This window comes from Curtobacterium sp. MCBD17_032, assembly GCF_003234855.1.
GTDB lineage: Bacteria > Actinomycetota > Actinomycetes > Actinomycetales > Microbacteriaceae > Curtobacterium.
On the sequence record NZ_QKTO01000007.1, the window covers coordinates 59,776 to 73,183 of the forward strand.

Genomic DNA, 13,408 nt, shown 5'->3' on the forward strand with positions numbered 1-13,408 from the left:
CGGTCAGGCGCCGAACTCGACCAGGACCCGCGGGATCTCGCCGAGCAGCTCGCTCGCCAGGTACCCCATCGGCCCGACCTGCACGGCCAGTCGGTCGCCGGCCGCCGCGTGCACCTGGGTCGCCCAGACGGTGGCCTGGGCGACGTCGGCCCCGCGCGCCAGCAGGCCGGTGATCGCCCCCGAGAGCACGTCCCCGCTGCCGCTCGTCCCGAGTCCGCCCGCACCGGTGCCCTTCGCCCACGCACGGCCGTCCGGCGCGGCGACGACCCCGCCGAGGGACACGACGGCCCCGAAGCGCTCGGCGATCTCGGCGGCGTCGGTGTGGTCGTCGGCGCAGGCGCGACCGAGGAGCCGTTCCGCCTCGCCGGAGTTCGGGGTCATCACGAGTCGTCCGCGCAGGAGCGCGAGTTCGTCCACGAGGTCCGCCGCGACACCGAGCGCGAAGGCGTCGAGCACCACGATCGTCTCGTCGCCGACGGCTGCGGCGAGTCCGGCGACGAGGTCGCGGCTGCCGTCGGGTTCGTCCAGCCCGGGACCGACGAGCACGGCGTCGGCACTGGCGAGGTCGTCCGTCAGCGTGTCGACCGCGCCGACCGCGACGTGGCCGTCGTCGTCCTGGGGAAGTGGTTGCACGCCGGACTCGGGCAGGGCGACGGCGACGTGCGGGGCGACGCTCGCCGCGACGGCGAGCGTCAGTCGACCACCACCGACGCGGAGCGCTGCGGTCGCGGACAGCATCGCGGCGCCGGGGGTCTTCGCGGCGCCGCCGACGACGAGCACCTGGCCGCGGCCGTACTTGCTCCCGCCGACCTCCGGCAGGGCCCACTCGCGGAGCAGGTTCGGGGTGACGGGGACGGGCTCAGACACGTGCGTCGTCCTTCCGGCCTTCGTGTTCGGTGACGGTGGCGCCCGGGTCCTCGTCGAGGTGGTCGGTGCCGGCGAACTCCTCGAGGGACCAGCGGCTCCCGAGGGCGTCCCGCCGGAGTCGCGTCAGCGAGGCGTTCGCCACCGTGTGCGTCTCCGCGAAGTCCATGAGCTCCGGCTCGTCGAGGTCGAGGCAGACGGCGATGACGAGCATGACGACGGCGTCGTGCGCGGCGATGACGAGACGGTCGGCACCGTCGATCCGGTCCACGTCGGCGAGCAGCGAGCGCAGCCGGAGCATGACGTCCACCCAGGACTCACCGCCCGCGGGTCGGTGGTAGTACTTGCCGAGCCACTGCCGGCGCTGTTCCTCGTCGGGGTGCAGGTTCGCCGAGCCGGTCCGGGTGAGCCGGTCGAGCACGCCGAGCTCACGGTCGCGGAGTCGCTCGTCGACGCGCCGCGGGGGCTCGGCGAGGCCGCCGGCCTCGAGCGCGATGCCGATCGTCTGCTGCGCGCGTCGGTACGGGGAGACCCAGAGCACGACCGGGACGTCGTCGACCCCGCGTTCGGCGAGTTCGGTGCCGAGGGCTCGGGACTGCTCCTCGCCGAGGGGACTCAGCGGGACGTCGGCGTCACGGTGGTCGACCTCGATGACGTCGGCCCCCGCGGCCTCCGCCCGGGCTGCAGCGACGTTGGCGGTGGACTCGCCGTGGCGGACGAGCCAGATCTCGGTGACGGCCATGGCGGCCACGCTATCCGGGAGGCGCTGGGTCGGTTCCCGGGCGGGCGCGGCCCCGGCCCGACATGCAGCCGCACGCGGCAGGGCCGGCCGGGAGGCGAGCGGCGCCGACGCACGGACACACACGGCACCGCCCGTCGGGGGACGAGCGGTGCCGTGTGCGTCGGATCGCGGTCGGGGTCAGGCGCGGCTGGCTCGACGGCGTCGGGCGACGACCGCCAGTCCGGTGCCCGCGGCGAGCAGGACGACGGCGATGCCGAGCGGGAGCGTCGGGTCGCTGCCGGTGAAGGCCAGCGTCCCGGGAGGAGTCCGACCGTCACCGGTGACCAGGCCCGCGGCCGTCGGGCCGTCGGTGGGCGTCGTCCCGGCCGGTGTGGTGGGCGTCGTCCCGGCCGGTGTGGTGGGCGTCGTCCCGGGAGCCGGGGTGGTCGGCGTCGGGACCGGAACGGTCGGGGTCGGGACCGGAACGGTCGGTGTCGGGGTCGGGGTCGGTGCCACGACCCGGACGGTGACGACCTGCGTGTCGGCCGGGGCGGTCCCGTTCGATGCGGTGATCGTCACGGTCGACGAGCCCGCGGCGGTCGGGGTGCCCGAGATCACGCCGGTGGCGCTGTCGATCGTGAGACCGGCGGGCAGTCCGGTGGCGGTGAAGGTCGGCGTCGGCGTCCCGGTGGCGATCACGGTGTAGCGGTAGGGCTGTCCGGTCGTCGCGTCCGTGGGCGTCCCGGAGGTGATCGCCGGCGCGACGGTCGGGGTGGGGGTGGGAGGCGGCGGGCAGGCCTGCGACGGGGTGATCGTGTTCGTGTCGAGCGTCACGGCACCGTTCAGCGCGAGCAGTCGGCCCTGCACGGTCGCGCCGGTGACCGCGGTCACGGACTGCTGGGCGAGGACGGTGCCCTGGAACTGCGCGCCACTCTGGATGGTCGCGGAACTGCCGACCTGCCAGAAGACGTTGCACGAGCTCGCGCCACCGGTGATGAGGATCCGGGTGTCCGTCCCGACGACCAGGGTGGACGCGGCCTGGAACACCCAGGTCGACTGCGCGTCACCGTCCAGGGTGAGCGTGTTGCCGTCCGACAGGTCCAGTGCACCCCCGGAGTAGACCCCGGGGACGAGCGGCGCACGGTCGTCGAGGTCGGTGACGTCGACGCCGCTCGGCGTGAGCGCCGCGGCCGCGTCGTACGCGGTCCGTGCGTCCTGCTGCGCCTGTGCGGCCTCGGTGCGGGACCGGACCGTGCCGGTGACGACGCCGTCCGGTGCCGCTCCGAACCCGGTGACCGCGGTGCCGGGCGAGACGCCGAGGTCACCGTTGACGACGGTCGGTCCGGTGTTGGTGACGGCGCTGGCCCCGAGGACGCCGTAGGTGGCGGCGGTCCCGAGCGTGACGGGCCCGTCGATCTCGGTGGCCGCGGAGGCGCCGGAAGAGGCCGCGAGGACGAGCGACACTGCGAGGCCCAGGCCGGCACCACCCGTCAGGACGCTGCGGAGGAACGGTGACGCGGCCATGGAGGCACCTGTCTGAGAGGGAGAGGCACAGTGCGTTCGTCGACGACGGGCGCATGATCTCCGGTCTCCGGAGTATGCGTCACTTCTCTGCGGAACAGGGCGGAGTCGCCGGAAACCGTCCGGTCCCGCCCGGACTCCCAGGTCGCACACACGCTCGGGAGCCTCGCGGCCCGCGCGGCACCCCCAGTGCAGGGGGTACCGCGCACGAGCGGCGTCGGACGGGTGCACCCAGAGCCCCGTCCGACGCCGCGGTCGTGCCGCCCGCCTACGGCCGTCGCACCCGCAGGGTGACGATCTCGAACGGCCGGAGCGTCAGCACGACGGGTTCGCCGTCCTCCCACGTCCCGTCGTCGAGCGGTCGTTCGAGCAGGTCCACCCGGGCGACCCCGGCGACGTCGAAGCCGAACTCGACGCCGACGTCGGCGGCCCGTCCGCCGAGCGCCTCGTACAGCCGCACGACGACGTCCCCGCTCCGGTCCTCGGCGAGCTTCACGGCCTCGACGAACACCTGGGACGACGACACCGTGACGAGCGGCTCGACGGCGGTGTCCCCGGGTACCGTCCGCACCGGCAGGTTGAGCCGGTAGCCGGAGTCGGCGGCGTCGAGCACCGAGGCGCCGACGCGCAGCACCGTGTGGAACACGTGGTGTCCCTGGTCGGCCTCGGGGTCGGGGAACTTCGGCCCGCGCACGAGCGACTCCCGCACCTGCGTGGTCGTCCCGCCGTCCGGCCGGGTGCTCCTCGTGACGTCGTGCCCGTACGTCGAGTCGTTCGCGATCGCGACCCCGAAGCCCGGCTCGGCGACGTGCACCCACCGGTGCGCACTTGTCTCGAACCGTGCGAAGTCCCATGAGGTGTTCTGGTGCGTCGGCCGGTCGATGTGCCCGAACTGGATCTCGCTCGACGCCTGGTCGGCCTTGAGGTCGAGCGGGAACGCCAGCTTGAGGAGCTTCTGCTGCTCGTGCCAGTCGACCTCGGTCTCGACGACGAGTTCCGGCTGCCCCGCGGTCGCGGTGTACCGGGTGGTCACGGTCGAGCTGCCGAACGGACGGACGACGACGAGCGCGTCGCCCTCGACCGTGACGCTCGTCGCGGTGAGCGCGGACCCGTGGCGCTGGTAGGCGCGGTCGATGTCCCACGCCTCCCATTGGTTCGGGGTGTCCCGGAACACGGTGTACTCCGCGGCTGCGGCACCCGGGGCGACGGCATCCCGCCCGGTGGCCCGGTCGACGAGCGACACGACGTGGCCGGCTGCGTCGACGGTCGCGACGACCGTACCGGTGTCGAAGACGAAGCGGTCGCCGTCCCGCTCGGGAGGCACGGGGCGCGCAGCGTCGACCGGCGCGGCTCCCAGCGCGGTGATGCCGTCGGCGACCACCGGGGACGCGTTGAACCGGACCTGGGAGGCGGAGGCGGTCGGGACTCCCGGCTGGTCCGCGGTGGCCGTGCCGCCGGTGGCGAGTGCGGAGGTCGCCGTGCCGATCAGTTCCTCGAGGACACCTGCGACGCGGGCGTACTCGGCCTCCGCGTTCTCGTAGACCCAGGCGATGGACGAGCCCGGCAGGATGTCGTGGAACTGCTGGAGCAGGACCGTGTGCCAGGCCGACTCGAGCTCGTCGTACGGGTACGTCTGCCCGATCCGCACGGCCGCGGTGGACGCCCAGAGCTCGGCCTCACGGAGCAGGTGCTCGGAGCGACGGTTGCCCTGCTTCGTGCGCACCTGCGACGTGTACGTGCCGCGGTGGAACTCGAGGTACATCTCCCCCGACCAGACGCCGGGGTTCGGCAGCGCCCGTTCGAGTTCCTCGAACACCTGCGCCGGGGTGCCGAGGTCGACCCGGGGCGAGCCGTCCAGGTCGTGCTGGCGTCGGGCCGCGGCCACCATCTCGCGGGTCGGACCGCCACCGCCGTCACCGAAGCCGTACAGCAGCATCGAGGTGTTCGCGACGCCGCGCTCCTTGTTCTGCCGCTCTCCCCGGTGCAGGTCCGCAGGGGAGACGTCGGAGTTGTAGGTGTCCGCCGGCGGCAGGTGCGTGAGGACCCGGGACCCGTCGATGCCCTCCCACAGGAAGGACGTGTGCGGGATGACGTTCGTCTCGTTCCACGACGGCTTCTGCGTGACGAACCACTTCGACCCCGCGGCGCGCACGATTTGCGGGAGCGCGCCGGTGTACCCGAACGAGTCGGGGAGCCATGCCTCGGGGGTGTCGATGCCGAACTCCTCGAGGAAGAACCGCTTGCCGGCGACGAACTGCCGGGCCAGGGCCTCGCCACCGGGCAGGTTCGTGTCCGACTCGACCCACATGCCGCCGACCGGGATCCACCGCCCCTCGGCGACGCGCTGCTTGATCCGGCCGAACACCTCGGGGTACTCGTCCCGCATCCAGGCGTACTGCTGGGCGGAGGAGCACGCGAACGTGAAGTCGGGATCGCGGTCCATCAGGTCGAGCACGTTGGAGAACGTGCGGGCGCACTTGCGCTTCGTCTCCCGCACCGGCCAGAGCCAGGCGGAGTCGATGTGCGCGTGCCCGACGGCGATCGCGCGGTGCGCAGCAGCACTGGCGGGCACGGCGAGCGCCGTCGCCAGCACGGCGCGGGCGTCGGCGGCGGTCCCGGCCACGTCGTCGGGGTCGAGTGCGTCCGCAGCCCGTTCGAGCACGCGGAGCACGTCGGCGCCGCGGGTGCCGTCGGTCGGCAGCTCGGCCATGAGACCGCGGAGCACCCAGAGGTCCTGCTGCAGCTCCCAGACCGTGTCGTCGCGCTCGACGACCTCGAGCGCGCGGAGCCGGTAGATCGGGGTGTCACCCGCGGTGTGCTTCGAGCCGAGCGGGGTGGCGCCCTGGAAGTCGTCGCCGCCGATGTCGGGGTTCGCGCCGGCCTCGACGTAGAGCTCGAACGACTCCCCCGGGCCGACCTGCAGCGGGACGGTGTCGTTGCGCGGCTCGATGGCCTTGATGGTGGAACCGTCCGGGCGGAACGCGAGCCCTTCGGCCTGGAACCCGGGCTGGCGCTTGCTGAACCCGAGGTCGACGAGGAGTTCGGCGGTGGTGCCGTCCGCGGTGCCGAAGTCGGCGGGCACGGTGCCGGTGACCTTGAACCACGTGGTGCCCCACGGCCGGGCGCCCCACGGCTCACCGACGGTGAACGGCGTGTAGGTCTGCTGCACGGCCTCGGCGAAGGGCACCGGTTCGTCCGGCACCTGCCAGGCCTCGATCGTCACCGGCGAGGCCCGTCGGTGGACGTTCGGGTCGACGCGGTCCCGCACGAGTCGTGCGATCCGGGCCTCGACGAGCGGTTCGTCCTGGTGCATGGGGGTCCTTTCGTTCCGCGTGGTGGGCGCGGCTGGGGTGTGCGGTGGTCAGCCCTTGATGCCGCCGGCGAGGGCGTTGCCCCCACCGAGGCCGCGGGACACGAGCACGTAGAGGGCGATGACGGGCACGGAGTAGACGATCGAGAACGCCGCGAGCTGCCCGTACGCGACGGCCCCGTTCTGGCCGAAGAAGTTGAAGATGCTCACCGCGGCGGGCACCTTGTCGGGTGAGAGGAGCAGGACGAAGGGGACGAAGAAGTTCCCCCACGCCTGGATGAACACGAAGATGAACACCACGGCGATGCCGGGTCGCATGAGCGGCACGACGATGCGGGTCAGCGTCGTGAACATCGAGGCGCCGTCGGTCCAGGCCGCTTCCTCGAGGGAGATCGGCACCGAGTCCATGAAGTTCTTCGCCATCCAGATCGCCATCGGCAGGCTGGTCGCGGCGAGGAAGAAGACGCAGCCCCAGATGTTGTCGATGAGGTTGAGCGACACGAAGAGCGCGTAGACGGGGACCATCATCGCGGTGATGGGCAGACCGGTGCCGAACAGGATGCTGTACAGGAACGGCTTGTTCACGCGCAGCTTGTACCGGGACAGCGGGTACGCGGCGAGGAGCGCGGCGACGACCGTCACGACGGCCGTGCCGCCGGAGAGCAGCAGGCTGTTCGCGAGGGGGATGAACGACAGTTCCGGGGTGAGCACCTGCGCGAAGTTGTCGAGCGTGAACTGCGACGGCAGCTTCACCGACAGCGACGCCTGCGTGTCCACCGATGCGAGCACGAGCCAGAGCAGCGGCACCGCGAAGCACACCGCGATGACGAGCAGGACGACGTTCGACACCCACCGCAGGGTGCGACCCCGGGGCGAGGTCATGTGGAGCGAGCCCGGGGCGGTCACCGAGCGGGTGACGTTCGAGACCGGACGGTCAGCGGTGAGGGCCATGGTCAGTCCACCTCCGGCTTCAGTGCCTTGATGTAGATGATCGAGAAGACCGCGCCGACCACGAGCAGGATGGTCGCGATCGCCGTCCCGAAGCCGAGCTGCGAGAACTGGAACGCCTCCTGGTAGGCCAGGATCGGCAGGGTCGACGAGTTCGTGCCCGGTCCGCCGCCCGTCATCACGAAGATGAGGGTGAAGACCGACAGGGTCTGCAGCGTCGTGAGCATGAGGTTCGTCGAGATGCTGCGACGGATGACCGGCAGCGTGATGTAGACGAGACGCTGCCAGCCGGTGGCGCCGTCGACCTCGGCGGACTCGGTGATCTCCTCGGGGACCTCCTGCACGGCGGCCGAGTAGACGAGCATCGAGAACGCCGTCCCGCGCCAGACGTTCGCGAGGATGACCGCGATCATCGGGTACGTGTAGAGCCAGTTCGGCCCGCTGACGCCGAGCGACGCCAGGAACGTGTTGAGCGTTCCCTCGTCGTGGAAGAACGCGTACGCGGCGAACGACGCGACGATCTCGGGCAGCACCCAGGCGGCGACGACGAAGGTGCCGACGACGCCGCGGACGACCCGGTTCGCACTGCGCATGAGCAGCGCGAGGCCGAGGCCGAGCACGTTCTGCCCCACCACCGCCGAGGCGATGAGGAACACGACCGTCAGGATGACGGACTTCGGGAAGTCCGGGTCCTGGAAGAGCTCGACGTAGTTCTGGAAGCCGACGAACTGCTGGTTCGCGGCGTCGACGCCGGTGAGCGCCGCGTTCGTGAAGGAGCCGTAGAACGACGAGATGACCGGCCCGAGCAGGAACACGATGAGCAGGACGACGGCGGGCAGGAGCGGGACGATGCGCGTTGCGTTCCGCATCGGGCGCCGCTTCCGCGGCGCCGGTGGGTCGGCTCGGTTCGGCGAACCGGGGGCCGACAGCGTCGGCGCGAGGGGGGTGCTGGACACGGTGGATGCCTTCCGGGTGCGGAGAGGGTTCCGGGGATGGGGACTGACGGGAGGCGCGGGGCGGGCGCCACCGCGCCTCCCGTCAGGTGGTGTGCCGGCCGGTCAGCCGGAGACGGTGTTGTCCTTGCCGACGACACCCTCCACGGCCTTGTCGTAGACCGCCGCTGCCTCGGCGGGCGACTGCTGACCGGTCATCACGGACTCCATCGCGACCTGGATGGCGTTCGAGACCTGTGCGTACTCGCTCGTCGCCGGACGGAAGTTGGTGTGCTCCACCAGCCCGGAGAAGAACTCGAAGGTCGGGTTCGCGTCGGTGTACGCCGGGTCCTCGGCGACGTCCTTGCGGACGGCGATCTGGCTGTTCTCCGAGTCGTACTTGATGGACCCGTCCTTGTCGAGGAACATCGTGATGAATTCGAACGCGTCCTGCGGGTTCCCCGACTTCGAACCGACCGCGAGCGTCCAGCCGCCGGACATCGAGTTGTACCCGGGCTCCTGGCCGTTCTGCGTCGGGAAGGGCGCCTGGCCCATCACGTCGTTCCACTCGGCCCACGGTGCGGTGCCGGACTCCAGCCAGGTGCCGGACTGCCACGAGCCGTCGAGGTCGATCGCGAGCTTGCCCTCCGGCAGCCACGTCTGCGTGATCGTCGTCCCGATGTTCGTGTCGAGGGCCTGCTGCGGGGTGGGCCCGAGGTCGCCCTGGTAGACGTCCTCGATGAACTGCAGCGAGTCCTGGAACTGCTGCGAGCCGACGACCCACTTGCCGTCGCGGTACAGCGTGTTGCCGTCGCCGTCCGCGCCGTACAGCAGCATCTCGAAGCCCTGCATGGTCGAGGCCTCGCCCTGGGCCTTGCCGGAGTAGATGTTGAAGGGGATGACGTCCGGCTGCTGCTCCTTGATGGTCTTCGCGGCGGCGAGGACGTCGTCCCAGGTCTTCGGCTCCCACGGCACGGGCAGACCGGCCTCCTCGAAGATCTGCTTGTTGTACCAGAGCGCACGGGTGTCGGTGCCCATCGGGACGCCGTAGATCTTGCCGTCCTCTCCCTCACCCGCCTGCTTCGCGTTGTCGTAGAACTGGTCCCACTCGTCCCACTTCTCGGTGAACTGGTCGATCGGCTGCAGGTAGCCGGCATCGGCGTCGGCCTTGATGCGGAACGTGTCCTCGTAGATGACGTCGGGCGCGGTCGCGGGTGCCCGGTTCATCAGCGCGAGCTTCGTGGCGTAGTCGTCCTCCTGCGCCTGGATCGGGACGAGCTCGACCTCCTTGCCGGGGTTCGCGTCCTCGTACTCCTTCTTGACGACCTTCATCTGGGCGTCGAGCTGCTGGAAGGCGCCGAACTTCTGGTAGGCGATCTTGATCGTGTCGCTCGAGGCGGACCCCGAGCTCGAGCAGCCGGCGAGTCCGACCGAGGCGACGGCCACGGCGGCGAGTCCGGCGATGATGCGGGTGCGTCTCATCGGTGCTCCTTTGCACGGGTGAAGGTCGCGGACTCCGTTGCCCGCGTTGCGGGTTTAGTCCATCGTATGGATTTGAACGTTGTCAAGCGTTCGACACGAAGCGCGTCCGGTTCGTGACCTGCGGGCGGCGCGGGCCGGTCCGGTCCGGTCCGATCGGTGCCCGTCGGTCTGCGCTGCGCGACAGCCCACGGGCCGGCGAGCGCGAACGGTGTCGCTCGACGCGGAGCATCCCGGTCGTCCAGCCAGGGGCCGGGCAGCGCGGCTACCGGATCGGGGTGGCCCCGCCGGTGACGGTGACGCCGCCGCTCGCGGGCACGTCGACGAGCAGCACGCTCGGCCGTCCGACGTGCCGCCCCTGCCGGATCACGACCCGGTCCCCAGGCGCGGCCGCACCGATCTCCCGCAGGTACGCCCCGACGGACGCGGCGGCCGACCCCGTCGCCGGGTCCTCCGTGATGCGGCCGACCGGGAAGAGGTTCCGCGCCTCGTACTCCCCGGGCACCACCGGGTGCAGCACGGTCACGGTCGCCGGCCAGCCGCTCCGTCGCATGAGGTCGGCGAGCGCCGCGGGGGCGAACCGGAACTGGTGGAACAGGTCCGCGTCGGCGAGGACGAGCACCGGGTGCCAGTTGCCGGCGAAGGCCTCGAGGGGCGGGTGTGCCGCGTCGAGGTCGTCCCGCACCAGTCCGAGCAGGTCGAGCAGCGGCACGAGGCGGTCGTCCGGCAGCGCTCGGGTCGCGGGCTCGACGCTGGTCATCGCGACCTGCACGCGGCCCGCGGAGTCCGACGTGTCGAGCACGACGTCGCCCGACTGCGTGACGAACACCCGTCGTCCCGGGCCCTGCCGCTCGGCGACCGCCACCGCGAGGGCCACCGTCGCGTGGCCGCAGAACGGCACCTCGGCGGCCGGGGAGAAGTAGCGCACCCGGATCCGGTCCCCGTCCGCGCCGGTCACGAAGGCGGTCTCGGAGTACCCGACCCGCTGCGCGATCGCGAGCATCTCGTCGTCGCTGAGGGCCGCGGCGTCGAGCACGACCCCGGCCGGGTTGCCGCCGGCCGCGCCGGCATCCGGATCGGCGAACGCGGTGTAACGGAGGACCTCGACGGACTGCACGGTCCGAGGGTAGCGAGCGGGTGCCCACGACGACGGACGGGAGGCGCGGTGCGGGTCGGACCCGCACCGCGCCTCCTGTCCGGGGCGGCTCCCGCCGGTACCGCCGGTACCGCTATTCGACTGTGGCGGTGGCGGTGGCGGTGCGGCGACGCCGACGTGCGACGAGCAGACTGCCACCGGCGGCGAGCAGGAGCAGGGCGGCCGCGGCGCCCGAGGCGAGCTCGGCACCCGTGAACGCGAGCTGCTGCCCGGAGGCGGCGGTGATCGTGATCGGCGCCCAGCCGATCAGCGCGCCGTCCGCACCGACGACCGCGATCCGGTGTGCGCCGAGCGTCGTGCCGGCCGGGATCGTGACCCCGGCCGTGCCGTCCGCACCGACGACCGGAGTGCCGAGCAGCACCGGTGACGAGTACAGGTACACGGCGACGCGCTCACCGGCGTGCTCGCGCCCCACCGTCACGGTGATCGTCTCGCCGACGCGTGCCGTTGCCGGGGCGCTGATCCCACCGCGGTCCGCGGCGGTCAGGGCCGACTCGGCCGGGGCGCCCGGCACGGTCGGCGTCGCGCCGCCGGTGCCCGGTCCGGCGGTGGGGGTCGGCGTGGGCGTACCGTCGCCGGGCGGCGGGGTCGGCGTCGGGGTCGGCGTCGGCGTCGTGCCGCCGTCGCCCGGCTCGGTCTCCTCGGTGCACGGGAACGTCCCGGTCCGGAGGGAGAACCCGTCGGTGTCGTTGTCGTCCGCGTAGAAGGTCGCCCGCGAGCCGTCGGTGCACACGTCCGACATCACGAAGCCCTCGTTGGCCAGGTCGCGTGCTGCACCGGCCGGGGCCTCGTACACGCTCGCTGCGGTGAACACGCCGTCCTGCACGTCGAACAGTGCGGTGCGACCGGCGCACGCGTCGTCGCACGCCACCCAGAGCGCGTCGAGCGTCGCGTCGAACTGGACCTCGGCCACGACGCTGAACGGCGTGGCGATCTCGGCCACGCGCGCCGCCGAGCCGTCCGCCATCAGGGCGTAGGCGGAGACGCTCGCCGTGCCCTCCACGCCGACGAAGAAGAGGCCCTCGCCGTGACCGGGGTACCGCGTCGGCGCGTAGGCGGCACCGGTCGCCCCGTCGACGAAGCCCTGTGCGGTGAGCCACGAGTCCGGTACCCAGGTGACGCCTTCGAGTCCGGCGTTCGCGCCGAGGCCCGGGAAGTCGCCGGCCAGGTCCCACTCGTCGGTGGCCCGCAGCGTCCGCTCGGAGCCGTCCGTCGTCGCGAAGCGGAGGACCGCCGGGCGGCTGGTCGACGACCGGTCGTTGTCGCGCTCGGTGGAGACGTAGACCGCGCCGGGGTCGTCCGTGGTGACGGTGACGCCCTCGGCGTCCGGGGTGCCGGAGCCGTCGGCGTAGCGGAGCGTCGTGCCGGTCGCGTTCGAGGGCGCCCAGCCGCCCTTCCCGTCGGAGACCATGCGGTAGAGCAGCCCGTCGCCGTTCTGCACGCCCCAGAGGACGCCGCCGCCGACCGCGGTGGACGAGGACTGCCAGTCGAGTCCGCTGAGGTCGCCCGAGAACGTGCCCTCGGCGTCGAGGACGGTCTCGTCCCGGCCGCCGGGCCACGGCTCCGCGGTGACGACACCGGCGAACGCGTTCGCCGCACCCTTCGTCGCCGCGGACGTCGGGGCGAAGTCGCCGGTCCCGTCCGGGTTGCGGCCGATCGTGACGGCCGCGTGCTCGCTCCAGCTCGTCGAGTCGGCCAGGACGCCCGCGGGCGTGGAGATGCGCGCGGCATCCGCCTTGCCGAGCCCGAACCCGAAGTCCGCCTCGTCGAGGACGGTGAACCCGCCCGGGGCAACGGTCGTGCCCGCGGGGACTGTGTAGGCGTGGTCGTCCTCGGCGTCCTGGAACACGTAGCCGGCGAGGTCGACCGTCGTGGTGCCGGTGTTCGTCAGCTCGACCCAGTCGCCCGGGGTGCCGCCCTGCGATTCGACCTCGTTGATCCGGACCGGCGAGGAGCAGTCGTTCGCCCGGCCCTTGGTCGAGGCGGTGGTGTCCACGAGGGCCCCGAGCCCGTCCGGGCAGCGGCCGTACGTGACCGCTGCGTGGGTCTCGTACGCGTGGCCGAGCACGAGCGCACCCGAGGCGTTGAACACCCGGACCTGGTCGGGGTTGCCGAGCCCGAAGTCGAACCCGGGCGCCGTGCTCGTCAGCTGGTCGATCACGAAGTACCCGCCGGGGGCGATCACGGAGCCTGCAGGCAGCACGTACCGGGTGTGCTCGTCACTGTCGTCGAGCATCGACCACCCGCTGACGTCGGCGGCGACGGTCGCGGTGTTCTTCAGCTCCACCCAGTCGGTGTCGTCCGCGTTCGACTCGATCTCGTTGATGACGACGCCGTTGGCCGCGACGGCAGGCGCATCGACGGGGGCTGCCGTGGCGGGCGCAGCGGCCAGGACGCCGGCCGCGACGACGAGGCCGGTCGCGATCGTGGCGCCGAGACGCAGGGCGGGTGTGCGCATGGAGGTCCTTCGGGTCGGG

Annotated in this window: 9 protein-coding genes; all 9 read right to left on the reverse strand. The window is 72.2% G+C overall.

Features of this window, described 5'->3' with window-relative positions:
* Window positions 1-3 precede the first annotated feature (3 nt).
* The gene (locus tag DEI91_RS11065) at window positions 4-867 is read right to left on the reverse strand and encodes an NAD(P)H-hydrate dehydratase (RefSeq protein WP_111052354.1); all 864 of its coding nucleotides are present in this window, start codon (window positions 865-867) and stop codon (window positions 4-6) included.
* Complete coding sequence (locus DEI91_RS11070) at window positions 860-1,606, reverse strand: histidine phosphatase family protein (protein WP_111052355.1); 747 nt, start codon at window positions 1,604-1,606, stop codon at window positions 860-862. The genes DEI91_RS11065 and DEI91_RS11070 overlap by 8 nt, the downstream gene beginning before the upstream one ends.
* Before the next feature lie 177 nt (window positions 1,607-1,783).
* Window positions 1,784-3,109, reverse strand: a complete 1,326-nt coding sequence (locus tag DEI91_RS11075) for an ice-binding family protein (protein ID WP_111052356.1) — start codon at window positions 3,107-3,109, stop codon at window positions 1,784-1,786.
* Between the two features lie 265 nt (window positions 3,110-3,374).
* On the reverse strand, window positions 3,375-6,419 hold the full coding sequence (locus DEI91_RS11080; protein WP_111052357.1) for a glycoside hydrolase family 38 C-terminal domain-containing protein: 3,045 nt from the start codon (window positions 6,417-6,419) through the stop codon (window positions 3,375-3,377).
* Between the two features lie 48 nt (window positions 6,420-6,467).
* Entirely contained in the window at window positions 6,468-7,298 is an 831-nt protein-coding gene (locus tag DEI91_RS11085; RefSeq protein ID WP_375537683.1) for a carbohydrate ABC transporter permease, read from the reverse strand.
* A gap of 71 nt (window positions 7,299-7,369) precedes the next feature.
* Complete coding sequence (locus DEI91_RS11090; protein WP_258374396.1) at window positions 7,370-8,233, reverse strand: carbohydrate ABC transporter permease; 864 nt, start codon at window positions 8,231-8,233, stop codon at window positions 7,370-7,372.
* A gap of 189 nt (window positions 8,234-8,422) precedes the next feature.
* Window positions 8,423-9,778, reverse strand: a complete 1,356-nt coding sequence (locus DEI91_RS11095; RefSeq protein WP_111052360.1) for an extracellular solute-binding protein — start codon at window positions 9,776-9,778, stop codon at window positions 8,423-8,425.
* A 262-nt stretch (window positions 9,779-10,040) separates the two neighbouring features.
* Entirely contained in the window at window positions 10,041-10,892 is an 852-nt protein-coding gene (locus DEI91_RS11100) for a PhzF family phenazine biosynthesis protein (protein WP_111052361.1), read from the reverse strand.
* Window positions 10,893-11,004: 112 nt separating this feature from the next.
* Complete coding sequence (locus tag DEI91_RS11105) at window positions 11,005-13,389, reverse strand: lamin tail domain-containing protein (RefSeq protein WP_111052362.1); 2,385 nt, start codon at window positions 13,387-13,389, stop codon at window positions 11,005-11,007.
* Window positions 13,390-13,408: the final 19 nt, after the last annotated feature.

Bases quoted from the DNA above. Each gene is read 5' to 3' on its own strand.
- DEI91_RS11070 (WP_111052355.1), bottom strand. From the start codon at position 1,606: ATGGCCGTCACCGAGATCTGGCTCGTCCGCCACGGCGAGTCCACCGCC.
- DEI91_RS11075 (WP_111052356.1), bottom strand. From the start codon at position 3,109: ATGGCCGCGTCACCGTTCCTCCGCAGCGTCCTGACGGGTGGTGCCGGC.
- DEI91_RS11080 (WP_111052357.1), bottom strand. From the start codon at position 6,419: ATGCACCAGGACGAACCGCTCGTCGAGGCCCGGATCGCACGACTCGTG.
- DEI91_RS11085 (WP_375537683.1), bottom strand. From the start codon at position 7,298: ATGACCTCGCCCCGGGGTCGCACCCTGCGGTGGGTGTCGAACGTCGTC.
- DEI91_RS11090 (WP_258374396.1), bottom strand. From the start codon at position 8,233: ATGCGGAACGCAACGCGCATCGTCCCGCTCCTGCCCGCCGTCGTCCTG.
- DEI91_RS11095 (WP_111052360.1), bottom strand. From the start codon at position 9,778: ATGAGACGCACCCGCATCATCGCCGGACTCGCCGCCGTGGCCGTCGCC.
- DEI91_RS11105 (WP_111052362.1), bottom strand. From the start codon at position 13,389: ATGCGCACACCCGCCCTGCGTCTCGGCGCCACGATCGCGACCGGCCTC.